Below are 18446 nucleotides of genomic sequence, written 5' to 3'. Positions count from 1 at the left end.
GGGGTGGGGGGCGAAGAGGGAGTGCATGCAGGCCACGAGGCTGCGGGCCTGGACGTTGACGTAGTGGCTGTGGCGGAGCAGGCCGACCAGCTGGTGCAGGGGGAGCCAGCGGTGGTCGGGATGCGCGTCGAGGTCGACGTCCTCNNNNAGGGCGTGCAGGACGCCGCCGAAGCGCTTGACCAGGAACGCGGAGAGGCCGTCGCCGCTGGGCTCGAGCATCGGTTGGGACCACTGGAGGACCTCGCGGCCGCCGGCGCGCACGTCGACGCCGATCACGCTGAAGAAGCGGCCGGTCTCGTGGGAGATACCGGCGTCGGTGTGCTTCCACTGGTCGATCCCCTTGAGGGGGACGCGGTTCGCGGTGATGTCGTGGCGGGTGCGGGCACCGGTGATCCAGCTCAGGATCTCGTCGGTGGTGTGCACCGCGCCCTCGCTCTCGGTGCAGGAGCGCATGATCGAGGTGGTGAAGGCGTCGCGCTCGGTGTCGGGCAGCAGCGTCGCGAGGTCGGTGCCGGAGAACGGCAGGCACGACAGCACGGTGCGCGCGTCCATGTTCACCAGGTCGTCCTCGCGGAGCAGCTGGTGCAGCTGGCCGAGCGTCAGCCAGCAGAAGTCTTCGAGCAGCTCGACGTCCTCGGTGACCTCGACGACCATGTTGCGGTTGCGCTTCTGGAAGAACCACGAGCCCTGCTCGGACTGGAGCACGTCGGCGATCACCTTGTGCTGCTTGGTTTCCATGAAGTACTCGAGGTAGGGGACCGGCTTTCCCTTGTGCACGCGGGTGTAGTTGCTGCGCGTGGCCTGCACGGTCGGCGAGAGCTGCACGCCGTTGCAGTTGCCGGGCTCCACCTTGCCCTGCATCAGGCAGTGCAGGACGCCGTCGAACTCCTTGACGACGATGCCCAGGATGCCGATCTCCGGCTGGTTGATGATCGGCTGCACCCAGTGCTCGACCCAGTGCCCGGGGCGCTCGATCTCCAGGCCCTCCACGACGAAGAACTTGCCGCTGGAGTGTCCGATGTTGCCCGTGACCGGATCGGCCGACCAGTTCGCGAGGCGGTCCAGCGGGACCCGGTCCACCTCGGTGTAGTTGCGGGTGCCGCAGTCGGTGAACCAGGTGCGGAAGTCAACGAGTGAGGTGCGGCCGTCGACGGTCAGCGCGGATTCGGCGATCCGCAGCGCGATGGTGGCGTCCGCGGTGCGCAGCGCTACGGCGGAGTGGGTCGAAGTCTCGGTCACGGGATAGTCCTTCGTCCGCTGGAGTAACGCCGTTCTCCGGAAGGCAATTTCGTGGCCCCACCCTATGGCGAATTCGAAATCAGCGGCCCCGTCCACCGGAGAATAGGGGTGGGGTTAGGGGGAGCAATAACAATCAGGCGGAGACCGGCAGCGCGCCGAGCATCGCCCGCACGGACTCCGCCACGGGCACCGCGGCCTGCCAGCCCAGCAGCTCGCGCGCCTTGCCGGTGCTGGACAGCGTCCAGTCGCCGCCCTTGCTGGTGACCTGCGCGCCCAGCTCGCGCACGGCACCCGCGTCCAGACCTGCGGCCTCGACCAGGCCGTACACCAGTTCACGCAGGTCAACCGCGCTGCCGCGACCGATGTTGATCACCTCGCCGGTCACTCCGGCGTGCGCGGCGCGCAGCACGGCCTCGGCGGCGTCGCGGGCGTCGACGTAGTCCCGCCGAGCCTCAGCGATGCTCAACTCAAGCTCCTGACCAGGCGAAACCGTCCGCAGTTTGGCGGAGAGAGCGCCGAGGAAGCTCGCTGGGGAGGGGTGCGGGCCGAAGACGTTCACCACCCGCAGCACCACCCCGTCCACGTCCCCGGCGGCGGTCGCCCGCAGCACCTCCTCGGAGCCGGCGAGCTTCGTCCGCGCGTACATCGTGGTCGGCGCGGGCGCAGTGTCCTCGTCGATCACCGTGCCGGGGGCGACCGGGCCGTACTCGTGGATCGTGCCCACGTGCACCAGGCGCGGCCGTTGCGGCACCTCGGCCACCGCCTCCACCAGGCGTTTCACCAGGCCGACGTGGGAGTAGGTCATCTCCTGCTCCGTGCTGCCCCACCCGCCGGTGGCGTTGACCACCGCCCGCACCCGCTCCGCCGTGAGCATGTGCGCCAGGCGTGGCACGTCCGCGCCGCCCACGTCCAGCGACCGGTAGCGGTAGCCGGCGATCTGCGGGGCGAACCGCCTGGCCACGGCGATCACCTCGTAGTCGGCGGCGGCGAAGGCCGCGCAGACCTGCCTGCCGACGCAGCCCGTCGCGCCGAGCACCGCCACACGGGGGCGGGCGAATCGGTCGGTGATGGTCATGGACCGACGCAATCACGGCCCAGACCACCCGACAACCCCTAACGTGCAGGTCAAGGGCTTCTAGTACCCCGGAACGGACTCAGAGGTCGAGGCAGTCGGAGTACTTGGGCAGCAGCCCTTGGGCCTCTGCCTCCTTGAAGCTCGGCGCGGCGGTGTCGCGGTCGGAGAGGATGTGGTCGAGGTCCTTCGGCCACGGCAGCGCGAGGTCGGGGTCCAGCGGACTGATCGACAGCTCGTTCGCCGGGTCGTAGAAGCTGGTGACCACGTACGACATCACCGTGTTGTCCTCCAGCGCCACGAAGGCGTGCCCGACGCCGACCGGGAAGTACATGGCGCGGAAGGACACGTCGTCCATCTCCACCACGTCCCACTTGCCGAAGGTCGGCGAGCCCAGCCGCAGGTCGACCACGACGTCCAGCGCCCTGCCGCGCGCGCAGTAGACGTACTTCGCCTGGCCGGGGGGCGTCCTGGTGAAGTGGATGCCGCGCACGACACCCTTGGCGGAGCGGTTGTGGTTGGTCTGCGCCACGGTGTGCTTGCGCCCGACGGCCGCCTCGAAAGCGGGCTCCTGGAACGGGGAAACGAACACCCCACGGCTGTCGGGGTAGACCGTCGGGGTGAATTCGAAAGCGCCTTCGACGGCCAGCTCACGTGTCTGCATACCCGTACACTACCTATTCTCCGGGCTCCGGAGAATATAACCCAAAACGCTTTTTCAGCCCGTCGGCAGGGCGGCTCCGTCACGCAGCGGGACCCACCAGTCGCGGTTCTCCCGGTACCAGGCGGCCGTCTCGGCGATGCCCGTCGCGAAGTCCTTCAGCGGCGCGTAGCCCAGTTCGCTCGCGGCCTTGCTGATGTCAACGGAGTAGCGCAGGTCGTGGCCCTTGCGGTCGGGCACGGTGCGCACCATCGACCAGTCCGCGCCCATCAGCCGCAGCAGCTCCTCGGTCAGCTCGCGGTTGCTCAGCTCCGTGCCGCCGCCGAGGTTGTAGACCTCACCGGCGCGACCGCGCTCGGCCACCAGCGCGATGCCCCGGCAGTGGTCGTCGACGTGCAGCCAGTCGCGGACGTTGCGGCCGTCGCCGTAGAGCGGGACCTTCAAGCCCTCCAACAGGTTCGTGACGAACAGCGGCACGACCTTCTCCGGGAACTGGTACGGGCCGTAGTTGTTGGAGCAGCGCGTGACGCACGTGTGCATGCCGTGCGTGCGGTGGTAGGAGCGCACCAGCAGGTCCGAGGACGCCTTCGACGCGGAGTACGGCGAGTTCGGCAGCAGCGGGTGGTCCTCCGGCCACGAACCGCTGTCGATCGAGCCGTAGACCTCGTCGGTGGAGACGTGCACGAACTTGCCGACCGCCGCGTCCATGGCGCCCTGCAACAGGGTCTGCGTGCCGAGCACGTTGGTGCGGATGAACTCCGCGGAGCCGGTGATGGATCTGTCCACATGGGACTCGGCGGCGAAGTGCACCACCAGGTCGACGCCCGCCATCAACGAGCGCACCAGCTCCGCGTCGCAGATGTCGCCGCGCACGAAGCGCAGTTCCGGCAGGTCGGCGACCGGGGCCAGGTTGGCCAGGTTGCCCGCGTAGGTCAGCTTGTCCAGCACGAGCACTTCGGCGCCGGAGAACGCGGGGTAGCGCCCGGCGAGCAGTTCGCGGACGAAGTGCGAGCCGATGAAGCCGGCACCGCCGGTGACCAGGATGCGCACGCTGGAACCTTTCTAGGCTCGGAATTCCTTGGCCACGTCCATGATGTAGCGGCCGTAGCCGGTCTTGGAGAGCTTCGCGCCGAGCGCGTGGCAGGCGTCGGCGTCGATGAATCCCATGCGCAGCGCGATCTCTTCGAGGCACGCGATGCGCACGCCCTGCCGGTTCTCCAGCGTCGCGAGGTACTGCCCTGCCTGCAGCAGCGAGTCGTGGGTGCCGGTGTCCAGCCACGCGAAACCCCGGCCGAGGTCGATCAGCCTGGCGTCGCCGCGCTCCAGGTACGCGCGGTTCACGTCGGTGATCTCCAGCTCGCCGCGCGCGGAGGGCCGGATGTTCTTGGCGATGTCGACCACGTCGTTGTCGTAGAAGTACAGGCCGGTGATCGCCCGGTTGGACTTCGGGTTCTCCGGCTTCTCCTCGATGGAGATCAACCTGCCGTCGGAGTCGGTCTCGCCGACGCCGTAGCGGTGCGGGTCGTGCACCGGGTAGCCGAAGAGCACGCAGCCCTTCACGTCCTGCGCGGTCGCTTCGAGGATCTCGGAGAACCGCTGCCCGTGGAAGATGTTGTCGCCGAGGATGAGCGCGGCGGTGTCGTTGCCGACGTGGTCGGCGCCGATCACGAACGCCTCGGCGAGCCCGCGCGGCTCGGCCTGCTCGGCGTAGCTGATGTTCAGCCCGAGCTGGGAGCCGTCGCCGAGCAGCCGCTCGAACAGCGGCAGGTCCTGCGGCGTGGAGATCAGCAGGATGTCCCGGATGCCGGACAGCATCAGCACCGACAGCGGGTAGTAGATCATCGGCTTGTCGTAGACCGGCAGCAGCTGCTTGGACACCGACAGCGTCACCGGGTGCAGCCGGGTCCCAGACCCGCCCGCCAGCACGATCCCCTTCATGCCTGAGCCCCTCCCGGGACCGGTGGCGGCCCCGCCAGCAAGCTATGTCGCCCCGCGCACCGCGAGCCAGCGCCTTCCAGGAATTGAGGGGCGGTAGTGGTGGGTTCAGGGGTGGGTGCTTGACCTGTTTTTTCAGCGCCCGACGGCGCGCGGCGGCGCATTTTTCCGGGTTCGTGAGGTCGCGAAACGCCTGTGTGGGCACTACATCGCCGAGCTAAACCGGGACAATTCACGGGGCACTTCGGACTGCTCCGAACGGCCCCTTGCGAGCCCGGTGGCGTCGACCGTCCGGTGGATCACCTCAAGAACCTTTTCCCTTGTCGGGGGCCGTGTCACTGGCCTCTCAGGCCGAACGTTAGGGGTTGTTGCTAGGGGTGGGGCGGCAGTTAGTTTCGGAACCAACCGCGCGTGGGCACAAGAACAACAGGGAAATCAATTTCTTCGATACGGGTCTCGCTTTAGGGCGTAGGGCGGGACAACACCGAGGTTGTTCTCCTTCTCGATCAACCGAGTATGCGGGGACTAGGGGCGATGGTGGCTGAAGGCGAGAAGGACCAGAGAACGGGCATCGCTGTCATCGGTATTGCCTGCCGGTTGCCTGAGGCGGGTGGTCCCGGCGCGTTCTGGGGGCTGCTGCGCTCGGGCACCGACGCGATCTCCGAGACCGAGCGGGGCCGCGCCGGTCGCCTCGCCGAGGTCGCCGGGTTCGATCCCGCCTTCTTCGGCATCGCCCCGCGCGAGGCCGCGGCCATGGACCCGCAGCAGCGGCTGGCGCTGGAGCTGAGCTGGGAGGCCCTGGAGGACGCCGGGCTGCCCGCCGACTCGCTCGCCGGTCAGCGCGCGGGTGTCTTCGTCGGCGCGATCGGTGACGACTACGCGACGCTGCTGCACCGCGCGGGAGCCGACGTCGGGCAGCACACGCTGACCGGCCTCAACCGCGGCATGATCGCCAACCGCGTGTCCTACCTGCTCGGCCTGCGCGGGCCCAGCATGGTCGTCGACAGCGGACAGTCCTCCTCGCTGGTCGCCGTGCACATGGCGTGCGAGAGCATCCGCAACGGGGACGCCGACATCGCCCTCGCCGGCGGTGTGACGCTGAACCTGGCTCCGGAGAGCACGCTCGGCGCGGCCGCGTTCGGCGCGCTGTCCCCGGACGGCCGCTGCTACACCTTCGACGCCCGCGCCAACGGCTATGTCCGTGGTGAGGGCGGCGGTGTCGTTGTGCTGAAGCCGCTGCACAAGGCGCTCGCGGACGGCGACCCGATCTACTGCGTCATCGCGGGCGGCGCGGTCAACAACGACGGTGGCGGCGACACGCTGACCACGCCGGACCGCGCTGGCCAGGAAGACCTTCTGCGAGCCGCTTATCGGCGCGCGGGTGTCGACCCGGCCAAGGTCCAGTACGTCGAACTGCACGGCACGGGCACGAAGGTGGGCGACCCGGTGGAGGCCGGAGCGCTCGGCGCGGTGCTCGGCGCGGTCCGGCCCAGTCCGCTACTGGTCGGCTCGGCCAAGACCAACGTCGGCCACCTCGAAGGCGCCGCGGGGGTCACCGGCCTCATCAAGGCCGCGCTCGCCGTGCGCAACCGCGAACTGCCGCCGAGCCTGAACTTCGAGACGCCCAACCCGGCGATCGACCTGGACGCGCTGAACCTCCGCGTGCAGACGGAGCTGAGCGCCTGGCCCGGCGAGGAGATCGTCGCCGGCGTCTCCTCGTTCGGCATGGGCGGCACCAACTGTCACCTCGTGCTCACCGAAGCACCGCAGCGCGAAGCCGCGAAACCGGGCATCGCGCCGAGCGTGCTGCCGTGGGTGCTCTCAGCCAAGACGCCGCAGGCTTTGCGCGCGCAGGCTTCCCGCCTTCTGTCCACTGTGGACAGCGCGCTGGACGTCGCGAACTCGCTCGCCACCACGCGCGCCGCGCTGACCCACCGCGTCGGAGTCGTCGGCCGCGACCGCGAAGAGCTGATCAGCGGGCTGCGCGCCTACGCGGACGGCATGCCGCACGCGGCGGTCGTCGAAGGCCGCGCGGGCGAGGGCAAGACCGCGTTCCTGTTCACCGGCCAAGGTGCTCAGCGCGCTGGCATGGGCCGCGAGCTGCACGCCGCTTTCCCCGTGTTCGCAAAGGCTTTCGACGAGGTCGCGGCCGAGTTCGACATGCCGCTCGCCGAGATCATCGCCAACGGCGACGAGCTTGACCAGACGCAGTACACGCAGCCCGCGCTGTTCGCGATCGAGGTCGCGCTGTTTCGGCTCGCGGAGAGCTGGGGCCTGCGGCCGGACTACCTCTCCGGGCACTCCATCGGCGAGATCGCGGCGGCGCACGTCGCGGGCGTCCTCTCCTTGACGGACGCTGCCAAGCTCGTCACGGCACGCGGCCGGTTGATGCAGGCGCTGCCCACCGGTGGCGCGATGGTGTCGATCCAGGCCGGCGAAGCCGACGTGCTGCCGCTGCTCAACGACCGCGTCAGCATCGCGGCCCTCAACGGTCCACAGTCGACGGTCATCGCGGGCGACGAGGACTCGGTCCTTCAGATCGCCGCTGCGACTGGCGCGAAGACCAAGCGGCTCACGGTGTCCCACGCGTTTCACTCGCCACTGATGGACCCGATGCTCGACGACTTCCGCGCGGTCGCGGAGTCGCTGACGTACTCGGCGCCGACGATCCCGATCATCTCGGGCACCGAGGTCGAGGAGTACTCGGCGGACTACTGGGTCCAGCACGTGCGCGGCACCGTGCGCTTCTACGACAGCGTGCGCTGCCTCGAAGCCAACGGCGTCACCCGCTACCTGGAGCTCGGCCCGCACGGCGTGCTGACCGCCGCCGCCAAGGAGTCGCTGACCGTCAAGGCCGGGATCGCGCTCGTTCCGTTGCTGCGCAGGGACCGCGCCGAGGACGAGGCCGCGCTGAGTGCCCTGGTTTCCCTGCACACCAACGGTGTTGAGGTCGACTGGGCGAGCTTCTTCGCGGGCACCGGAGCCCGTCGCGTCGCACTGCCGACCTACGCCTTCCAGCGGCAGCGCTGCTGGCTCGACGCGGCCGTCACCACTGCGGTCGCGGACAAGAAAGACGAGCCGCAGACCGAAGACCGGCCGATCCTGTGGCAGAAGCTCGCTGAGGTCCTGGGCGAGGACGAGCAGCGGCGGATCTCCCTCGACATGGTGCGCGCGCTCGTGGCGTCGGTGCTCGGTTACACCGACCTCGCGGCCGTCGACCCGGAGCTGCCGTTCAAGGACCTCGGCTTCGACTCGCTGACCGCCGTCGAGCTGCGCGACCGGCTCTCCACCGCGACCGGGCTCGACCTGCCCAGCTCCCTGCTGTTCAACTACCCCACGCCGAAGCGCCTCGCCGAGCACACCCTGGACGAGTTCCTGGGCCGCACAGAGGAGCCTCAGGAGGCGCCCGGCAGTACCGACCACAGCGAGCCGATCGCGATCGTGGCGATGGGCTGCCGCTTCCCGGGCGACGTCAACTCGCCGGAGCAGCTGTGGGACGTGCTGGCCAACGGCCGCGACCTGGTCGGGGAGTTCCCGGCCGAGCGCGGGTGGGACATCGACTCGATCTACGACCCGGACCCCGACAAGACGGGTAAGAGCTACGTCCGCGAAGGCGGCTTCCTCCGGCAGGCCCACGAGTTCGACCCGACGTTCTTCGGCATCTCCGCCCGCGAGGCCATGGCGATGGACCCGCAGCAGCGGGTGATCATGGAAACCGCGTGGGAGTCCTTGGAGCGCGCGGGGATCGCGCCGAAGGAGCTGCGCGGCAGCCGGGCGGGCGTGTTCGTCGGCGCGATGCCGCAGGACTACGGCCCCCGCATGTACGAGGCGGGCGAAGGCGTCGAGGGCTACTTGCTCACCGGAACGACCACGAGCGTCGCGTCCGGCCGCATCGCCTACACGCTCGGCCTCGAAGGCCCCGCCGTCACGGTGGACACCGCGTGCTCGTCCTCGCTGGTGGCAGTGCACATGGCGGTGCAGTCGCTGCGCAACGGCGAGTGCACGCTGGCGTTGGCCGGTGGTGTCACGGTCATGCCGAACCCGGGCATCTTCATCGAGCTGACCCGTCAGCGCGCGCTGTCGCCGACCGGGCGCTGCCGCGCGTTCTCGGCCGACGCGGACGGCACGGGCTGGGCCGAGGGCGCGGGCATGCTCGTGCTGGAGAAGCTCTCTGACGCTCAGCGCAACGGCCACCAGGTGCTCGCGGTCATCCGTGGCAGCGCGATGAACCAGGACGGCGCGTCCAACGGGCTCACCGCGCCGAACGGGCTCGCGCAGGAGCGGGTCATCCGCCAGGCGCTGGCCAACGCGGGCCTCACCACCGCCGACATCGACGCGGTGGAGGCGCACGGCACCGGCACCAAGCTCGGTGACCCGATCGAGGCCAACGCGCTGATGTCGACCTACGGCCGGGACCGGGAAACCCCGGTGTGGTTGGGTTCTCTCAAGTCCAACACCGGTCACACGCAGGCCGCTGCTGGTGTCGGCGGCATCATCAAGATGGTCATGGCGTTGCGGCACAACACGTTGCCGAAGACGCTGCACGTGACCGAGCCGACGTCCCATGTGGACTGGACCTCCGGCGCGGTGCGGCTGCTCACCCAGGCTCAGCCGTGGGAGAGCGAGCGTCCGCGTCGCGCGGCCATCTCTTCCTTCGGTATCAGCGGGACCAACGCGCACGCGATCATCGAGGAGGCTCCAGCGTGCGATGCTGTTTCCGCACGCTGGAGCCGACCGGGTGCGGGTGTCCCGCAAGACACGGAAGCGCCGACTGCCGCGCCGGTCACACCTGACGAGGTCGAGGGCGCGTTCCCGTTCGTGCTCTCCGGCAAGTCCGAGGCGGCGCTGAAGGCCCAGGCCGACCAGCTCTGGTCTCTTGTGGACGATGAGCAGGACCTGGACCTGGTTGCCTTCGCGCGTTCGCTCGCGACGACGCGCAGCTCCTTCGACCAGCGCGCCGCGGTGGTGGCCAAGGACCGCGTCGAGTTGCTGTGCGGCTTGGACGCGTTGGTCAACGGCGAGCCCGCGGCCAACGTCAGCCGGGGCAACGGCGCGGACGGCCGCAAGGTGGTCTTCGTGTTCCCCGGCCAGGGCTCGCAGTGGTCCGACATGGCGCTGTCGCTGTGGGAGCACTACCCGTCCTTCCGCACGCAGGTCCTCGCGTGCGACGAGGCGCTGCGCTCCTACATCGACTGGTCCATTGTGGACGTTCTGCTCAAGAAGGACGGCGCCCCGTCCCTTGAGCGCATCGACGTCATCCAGCCGGTGCTCTTCGCGATGATGACCGGTCTCGCGCAGCTGTGGCGGGCGCACGGCGTCGAGCCCTCCGCCGTGGTCGGGCACTCGCAGGGCGAGGTCGCCGCCGCGTTCATCGCGGGCGCGCTCACCCTGGACGAGGCGTGCCGGATCATCGCCCGCCGCAGCCAGGCGTGGTTCCGGCTCAGCGGCAAGGGCGGCATGCTCTCCGTGCTGCTGCCCGCCGACGAGATCCGCCCGCACCTGGAGCCGTGGGGCGACGTGCTCGGCGTCGCGGCGGTGAACAGCCACAGCTCGGCGACGATCTCCGGTGCGGTGGAAGCACTCAACGCGCTGGCCAAGGAGCTGACGCAGCTCGGCGTGAAGTGCCGCAGGGTTCCCGGTGTGGACACCGCCGGTCACTCGCCGCAGGTGGACGCGCTGCGCGAGCAGCTGTACGCCGAGCTCGACGGCATCGAGCCGCTGAAGAACAGCATTCCCTTCTACTCCACGGTGACCGGCGACGTGCTGCCGGGCCTGGAGCTGGACACCGACTACTGGTACCGCAACATCCGCGAGTCCGTGGACTTCGAGCGCGCGACCCGGTCTCTGCTCGCCGCAGGGCACACCGCCTTCATCGAGGTCAGTCCGCATCCCATGCTCGCCATGGCGATGCAGGAAACCGTTGAGGACACGGGAACCGACGCGGTCACGGTCGGCACGCTGCGCCGCGAGGAGGGTGACCGCGCGCGGTTGATGCTCTCGCTCGCCGAGGCCTACGTGCGCGGCGTGACCGTGTCGTGGAGCGACACCTTCGGCGACGGCTCGGTCATGGACCTGCCGACCTACCCCTTCCAGCGGCAGCGCTACTGGCTGGAGGTCGAGCAGGCGGCGGGCGACCTCGGCGCGGCGGGCCTCAGCGGCACCGCGCACCCGTTGCTGGGCACCGGAACCGCGCTCCCCGTCAACGGCGGGTACCTCTTCACCGGACGGCTCTCCCTGCGCGAAGAGCCGTGGCTCGCCGACCACCAGGTCGCCGGGCTCGTGGTCGCTCCGCCCTCACTGCTCGTGGAATTCGCTGTCGCAGCAGGAGATCTGCTCGGCTGCGACGAGGTCGAAGAGCTGACGCTGGACCACCCGCTCGTCGTGCAGCCGTCCTGCGCGCGCATGGTGCAGGTCGTGCTCGGCGGCCCCGACGACTCCGGTCGCCGCCGCATCAGCGTCTTCTCCCGGCCGGACACCGAGGTCGAGGTCGACGACCAGCAGTGGACCCAGCACGCGACGGGTGTCGTGGCGACGGGTGCCGAGCAGGCCGACTTCGACCTCTCCGCGTGGCCGCCGGAGGAGGCGAACCCCGTTGACGTCGGCGGGATCTACGCCGACCTGACCTCGCGCGGCCTCGGCTGCGGCCCGGCGCTCAAGGGCCTCCGCAAGGTGTGGCGCCGCGGCGAGGAGGTCTTCGCCGAGGTCGCGATCGACGCTGAGCACCACGCCGACGCTGCCGAGTTCGTGCTGCACCCGGCGCTTCTCGGCGCTGCACTGCACGCGGCCGGGGTCAACATGCCCGCCGATCCCGGAGAGCCGATGCTCGCCATTGGCTGGCAGGGCGTCGTGGTGCACGCCAACGCGGCGACCGCGCTGCGCGTGCGACTCGTGCCGACCGGCGAGAACTGCTACTCCATGACGGTGGCGAACCCGACCGGCATGCCGGTGATCACCGCGCGCACGGTTCGCTTCGCCGCACTGGACATCGACCTCCTGCGCACCGCCGGTTCGCCCGCAGACGACGCGCTGTTCCGCACCGCGTGGCAGCCCGTGCCGCTGCCGTCCGAGCCCGCTGGTGGTCGCTGGACCCGGGTCGGCGCGGACTGCTTCGGCCTGGACGCGGTGCTCGGCACCACCGGCCGTCCGTCCACTTTGGATGATCTTCAGCTGCTGATGGACGCGGGCGGCGACGTGCCGGACGTGGTCGTGGTCCAGTTCGGGCCGGACCCGCTGGACGACGGCGACCTGCCAACGGCCGTGCGCACGGTGACCTACCGCGCGCTGGAGCTGGTGCAGCACTGGCTCGCCGACGCGCGCTTCGAGAACTCCGGTCTGCTCCTCGTCACCAAGGGCGCCATGGCCACCGAGGCCGGAGCGGACGTCACCGACCTCGCCGCCGGTGCCCTGTGGGGCCTCGTGCGGTCCGCGCAGTCGGAGAACCCCGGCCGCGTCGTGATCGTCGACCTAGAAAACACTGCCAGCACGAGCACCGCGGAAGCACGGCAATCGCTGCGCCGCGTGATGGCGGTGCACGAGCCGCAGTTGGCTCTGCGCGGCGGAAAGCTCCTGGCGCCAAGGCTTGCTCGCGTGGAGGCGAAGCCGCAGAAGCTCGACCTCCACCCCGAGGGCACGGTCCTCATCACGGGCGCGACCGGTGTGCTCGCGGGTCTGCTCGCCAGCCACCTCGTCACCGAGCACGGCGTCAAGCACCTGCTCATGGCCAGCCGCAGCGGTCTGGTCGCGGAGGGCGCGGTCGAGCTGGCGTTGGAGCTGGCCGAACTCGGTGCCACGGTGCGGTTCGCGGCCTGCGACGCCGCCGACCGCGAGGCCGTGGAGGTGCTGCTCGACTCGATCTACCCGGAGCACCCGCTGACCGGTGTCGTGCACACCGCCGGCGTTCTGGACGACGGCATCCTCGGAGCACTGACGCCGCAACGATTCGACACCGTGCTCCGGCCCAAGGTCGACGCGGTGATGAACCTGCACGAGCTGACCAAGGACCTCGATCTGCCGCTGTTCGCGCTGTACTCCTCGATGGTCGCCTCCTTCGGCAACCCCGGGCAGGCGAACTACGCGGCGGCCAACGCCTTCCTTGACGCTCTGGCAACTCACCGCCGGGCCAACGGGCTCTCCGGTGTCTCGCTCGGCTGGGGTTTCTGGGCCCAGCGCAGCGGGATGAGCGACCACCTGACCGACGCCGACGTGCAGCGCATGGCCCGCTCGGGCGTCGTTCCCCTCGCCTCCGAAGAGGGTCTGTCGCTCTTCGACGCGGCGGCCGGGGCCGAGGACGCGGCGCTGCTGCCGGTCCGCCTGGACACCGCGACGCTGCGCAACCGGATCAGCGACCCGGCGATGTCGCCGCTGATGCGGGGCCTGGTCAAGGTTCCGCAGCGGCGCAGCGCCGCGACGGCGGTCAGCAAGCCCGCCGCCGGTGGTTCCGCGCTGGCCGACCGCCTCGCCGGTCTCTCGCCCGCCGACCAGGACCGCGCCGTGCTTGACCTGGTGCGCACGCAGGCCGCCGCGGTCATCGCGCACCCGGACCCCGACGCCCTGGAGCCCAAGCGCGCGTTCAAGGAGGTCGGCTTCGACTCGCTGACCGCCGTCGAGCTGCGCAACCGGCTCAGCGAGGCGTCCGGCCTCAAGCTGCCGACCACGCTGCTCTTCGACTACCCGACCCCCGCCGTGCTCGCGGAGTTCCTGCGCAGCCAGGCGTTGGGTGACCGCAAGGCCGCCGCCGCGACCGTCACGAGGGTGGTGCAGGACGACGACCCGATCGCGATCGTGTCGATGAGCTGCCGCCTGCCCGGTGGCGTGCGCACTCCGGAGCAGCTGTGGCAGATGCTCACCGACGGCCGCGACGCGATGGGCCTGCTCCCCACCGATCGTGGTTGGGACGAGGACCTGTACGACCCGAACCCGGAGAGCCACGGCAAGACCTACTCGCGTGTCGGCGGTTTCCTCTACGACGCGGGCGAGTTCGACCCGGCGTTCTTCGGGATCAGCCCGCGCGAGGCTCTGGCGATGGACCCGCAGCAGCGAGTTCTCCTTGAGACGGCGTGGGAAGCCCTTGAGCGCGGTGGCGTCGCCCCGTCCTCGGTCAGCGGCGAGCAGGTCGGCGTCTACGTCGGCACCAACGGCCAGGACTACGCCGGGCACCTGACGAAGATGCCCGCCGACCTGGAGGGCTACCTGCTCACCGGCAAGGCCGCGAGCGTGGTGTCCGGCCGGATCTCCTACATCCTCGGCACCGAGGGACCGTCGATCACGCTGGACACCGCGTGCTCGTCCTCGCTGGTCGCGATCCACCTCGCGTGCCAGGCACTCCGCCAGGGTGAGTGCGACCTCGCGCTCGCCGGCGGCGTGACCGTGATGTCGATGCCGAGCCTGTTCGTCGAGTTCTCCCGCCAGCGCGGCCTCGCCCGCGACGGCCGGGTGAAGGCGTTCTCCGACTCCGCTGACGGCACGAGCTGGTCCGAGGGCGCGGGAATGCTGTTGCTGGAGCGCCTTTCCGACGCACGTGCTCGTGGTCACAAGGTCCTCGCCGTGGTGCGGGGCTCGGCGGTCAACCAGGACGGCGCGTCCAACGGGCTCGCCGCGCCCAACGGCCCCTCTCAGCAGCGCGTCATCCGGCAGGCGCTGGCCAACGCCGGAGTCGCACCGTCCGATGTGGACCTCATCGAGGCGCACGGCACCGGAACCGTGCTGGGCGACCCGATCGAGGCACAGGCGCTGCTCGCGACCTACGGCCAAGACCGCGACCGCCCGGTGCAGCTCGGCGCGCTGAAGTCCAACATCGGCCACACGCAGGCCGCTTCAGGTGTCGCGGGTGTGATCAAGCTCGTGCTCGCGATGCAACACGGGATCATGCCGAAGACGCTCAACGCCGATGTGCCGTCCACCCACGTGGACTGGTCGGCGGGCGACGTGTCGTTGCTGACCGAAGCGGTGACCTGGCCGGAGCGCGACGGTCCGCGCCTCGCGGGCATCTCCGCCTTCGGCATCAGCGGCACCAACGCGCACGCGATCATCGAGCAGGCGCCGGAGATCGAGGTCGCTGACCCGGTCACGGAGCGCGAACTGCCTGTGCTGCCGTGGACCCTGTCGGCGCGCTCGGAGAAGGCGTTGCGCGAGCAGGCTTCCCTGCTCCGCGAGCGCGCTTCGACCGGCTCGCTGCTCGACCTGTCCTACTCGCTGGCCACCACGCGGACGGCCTTCGAGTACCGGGCGACGATCGTCGGATCGGAGCGCGAGGTGCTGCTGAACGCGCTCGCCGCGCTGTCCGACGGGGACGGCGCGATCAGCGCGGTGAACGAGGGCAAGACCGCCTTCCTGTTCACCGGCCAAGGCGCTCAGCGGGCGGGCATGGGGCGCGCGCTGTACAACGCGTTCCCGTTCTACGCCAAGGCTTTCGACGAGGTCGTCGCCGAGCTGGACAAGTACATGGCCAAACCGCTCGCGGCCGTGCTCGACACCGAGGAGCTGAGCCGCACCGAGTTCACGCAGCCCGCGCTGTTCGCGATCGAGGTCGCGTTGTTCCGCCTGGTTTCCGAATGGGGCCTGACGCCGGACTTCCTCGCCGGGCACTCCATCGGCGAGATCGCCGCGGCGCACGTTGCCGGAGTACTGTCGCTGACCGACGCCGCGAAGCTGGTCACCTCGCGCGGCAGGCTGATGCAGGCCTTGCCCTCGGGCGGCGCCATGGTTTCGCTCCAGGCGGCGGAGGCCGATGTGCTGCCGCTGCTGGACGGCCGCGACGACGTCAGCGTGGCCGCCGTCAACGGCCCGCGCTCGACGGTGATCGCCGGAGCCGAGGAGTCGGTGCTCGCGGTCGCGGAGGCTACGGGCGTGAAGTCGAAGCGCCTCAACGTTTCCCACGCGTTCCACTCGCCGCTGATGGAGCCGATGATCGCTGAGTTCCGCGATCTCGTGACGTCACTGGAGTACGCCGAGCCGAGCATCCCGATCGTCTCGGCGGTGACCGGCGAGATCGCGCAGCTGGCCAACGCGGAGTACTGGGTCACCCACGTCCGCAACGAGGTCCGGTTCCTCGACGCGGTGCGGTTCCTGGAGAAGCGCGGGGTCACGCGCTACCTGGAGCTGGGCCCGGACTCGATCCTCACCGCCGCTGCGCGTGACTGCCTGGTGAACGACAGCGACAAGGTCGTCGTGGTGGCCGCCCTGCGCCGCAACCGCCCCGAGGAGCAGACGCTGCTCACCGGTGTGACGGAGCTGTACGGACGCGGTGCCGAGCTGGACTGGGAGAAGTTCTTCGCGGGCACGGGCGCGCGGTGGACGGAGCTGCCGACCTACGCCTTCCAGCACGACCGCTTCTGGTACCAGCCGCCGAAGGACGAGATCTCCCTGGCCGCCGGGTCCACCGACGCGGAGTTCTGGGAGATCGTGGAGAACGGTGATCCCGATGCGATCCGGTCCACTTTGGACATCGACGCCGACCGCCCACTGTCGGAGCTGCTGCCCGCGTTGTCGGAGTGGCGCCGCCGCAACCAGGAGCGGTCCACTGTGGACGGCTGGCGCTACCACGCCGTCTGGCGCGCACAGCCCGAGGTGCACGAGCCCGCCCTGCCCGGAGCCTGGGTCGTCCTGACGCCCGAGCCCGGCATCGGCGGCCACGCGATCTCCGCGACGGTCAAGGCGTTGGAGACCTTCGGTGCCCGCGTGACCACGGTGGAGCTCGGCGCGGCCGAAGCCGACCGCGAGCTGGCCGCCACCAAGCTCAAGGAAGCGACAGCCGCCGAGCCGATCAGTGGCGTGCTGTCCTTGCTGGCACTGGACGAGCGCCCGCACCCTGAGCACACGGCCCTGTCGATCGGGCTCGCCGCCACGATCGGTGTGGTGCAGGCGATGCACGACATGGACGCCAAGGCCCGGCTCTGGCTGGTCACCTCCGGCGCGGTCGTCACCGGCGACTCGGACGGCGCGATCAATCCGGGGCAGACGAGCACCTGGGGCCTCGGCCGGGTTCTCGGCCTTGAGCAGCCGCAGCGGCTCGGCGCGCTGATCGACCTGCCGCAGGATCTCGACGAGCGCGCGATGTACCGCTTCGCGTGCGCCCTGTCGGCTCCGACTGACGACGACCAGTTGGCGATCCGTGCTTCTGGCACCTTCGCCCAGCGACTCGTGCACGCCGACAGCGAGCCGGGCACCGAGTTCCGGCCGCGTGGCACGGTGCTGATCACTGGCGGGACCGGCGGCCTGGCCGGGCACGTCGCGCGCTGGCTCGCGGGCAACGGCGCGGACCGGCTCGTGCTGACCAGCCGTCGCGGTCCGGACGCCCCCGGAGCCGCTGAGCTCGTCGCGGAACTGGAAGCGCTGGGCGCTTGGGTGACCGTTGCCGCGTGCGACACCGCCGACCGCGACCAACTCGCCGCGCTCATCGCCGACGTGGAGCAGGACGGGCCGATCCGCTCGGTCTTCCACACCGCCGGTGTCGTGCGCTTCGCGCCGCTGGCCGAGACTTCGCTCGACGAGGTCGCGGAAGTGGCTGTGGGCAAGGTGATCGGCGCCGCGCACCTCGACGAATTGTTCGCGGACCGCGAGTTGGACGCCTTCGTGCTCTTCTCCTCCGTCGCCGCAGTGTGGGGCAGCGGTGGTCAGGGCGGCTACGCGGCGGCCAACGCGTTCCTGGACTCCTTGGCGGAGCGACGTCGTGCACGCGGTCAGGCCGCGATGTCGATCGCGTGGGGTCCATGGGCCGACGACGGCATGATCCGCGGTGAGGGCGTTGAGGAGCACCTGGCCCGGCGTGGCCTCGTCCCGATGGCGCCGGAGCTGGCGGTCACGTCGCTGAAGGTGGCCCTGGACAACGACGACACGTGCCTTGCCGTCGCGGACATGAACTGGGAGCGCTTCGTTCCCGGCTACACCGCCGGGCGGGCGCGGCCGATGCTGGACGAACTGCCTGCGGTGAAGGCGATGCAGGTCGAGGCCGCGCAGCCGGAAGCGGCTCCGGACGCCTTCGACTTCGCCAAGCACCTGGCAGGGCTGCCCAAGTCCGAGCAGGCGCGCGAGCTGCTCGACATGGTGCGCGCGCAGGCCGCGGCGGTGTTGGGCCACGCGTCGGCGGACTCCGTCGCGGCGGACCGCGCCTTCAAGGAGCTGGGCTTCGACTCGCTGATGGCGGTCGAGCTGCGTGACCGGCTGCACAAGGCGGTCGGGCTGCGCCTCAGCGCGATGATGATCTTCGATTACCCGGATTCGCAGGCGCTCTCGGAGTACATCCGGGGCGAGCTGCTGCCGGAGCAGCCCGAAGCCACGCCTTCGGTCTTCGCGGAGCTTGAGCGCATCGAGTCCGCGTTGCCCGGTGTCGAGGCCGACCCGGCGCTGCGTGCCGAACTCGCTGCCAGGTTCGCGGACCTGGCAAGTCGCCTCGGGGCATCGTCCACAGTGGACGAAAGGTTGGGCGACGAAGCGAGCGCGGAGGACGTGTTCAGGTTCATCGATGAGCTGGGGTCATAGGGAGCCACCATGAGCGACGACGAGAAACTTCTCACGTACCTCAAAAAGGTCGCCGGTGATCTT

Annotated in this window: 6 protein-coding genes; 1 reads left to right on the top strand and 5 read right to left on the bottom strand. The window is 70.0% G+C overall.

The window, feature by feature from the left end:
• The 5 genes from CCN37_RS15780 to rfbA form a co-directional block, all read right to left on the bottom strand.
• Positions 1 to 1239 (bottom strand): NDP-hexose 2,3-dehydratase family protein (locus CCN37_RS15780; protein ID WP_246843075.1); only part of this gene is annotated, 1239 nt, incomplete at its 3' end.
• A gap of 133 nt (positions 1240 to 1372) precedes the next feature.
• Positions 1373 to 2314, bottom strand: a complete 942-nt coding sequence (locus CCN37_RS15775; protein ID WP_086821532.1) for an NAD(P)-dependent oxidoreductase — start codon at positions 2312 to 2314, stop codon at positions 1373 to 1375.
• A gap of 79 nt (positions 2315 to 2393) precedes the next feature.
• Entirely contained in the window at positions 2394 to 2975 is a 582-nt protein-coding gene (locus CCN37_RS15770) for a dTDP-4-dehydrorhamnose 3,5-epimerase family protein (protein ID WP_086821531.1), read from the bottom strand.
• 54 nt (positions 2976 to 3029) lie between these two features.
• Positions 3030 to 4022, bottom strand: a complete 993-nt coding sequence (gene rfbB / locus CCN37_RS15765; RefSeq protein WP_086821530.1) for a dTDP-glucose 4,6-dehydratase — start codon at positions 4020 to 4022, stop codon at positions 3030 to 3032.
• 12 nt (positions 4023 to 4034) lie between these two features.
• Positions 4035 to 4910 (bottom strand): glucose-1-phosphate thymidylyltransferase RfbA, encoded by an 876-nt coding sequence (rfbA, locus tag CCN37_RS15760; protein ID WP_086821529.1) that lies wholly within the window; start codon positions 4908 to 4910, stop codon positions 4035 to 4037.
• 531 nt (positions 4911 to 5441) lie between these two features.
• Between rfbA and CCN37_RS15755 the strand changes: the two genes are divergently transcribed.
• On the top strand, positions 5442 to 18383 hold the full coding sequence (locus CCN37_RS15755) for a type I polyketide synthase (RefSeq protein ID WP_210408049.1): 12942 nt from the start codon (positions 5442 to 5444) through the stop codon (positions 18381 to 18383).
• Positions 18384 to 18446: the final 63 nt, after the last annotated feature.

The sequence above is a fragment of the Allokutzneria sp. NRRL B-24872 genome, assembly GCF_002155965.1.
Taxonomy (GTDB): Bacteria; Actinomycetota; Actinomycetes; order Mycobacteriales; family Pseudonocardiaceae; genus Allokutzneria.
Note: the sequence above shows the minus strand (reverse complement) of the source record. Positions and strands in the feature narration are given on the sequence as shown.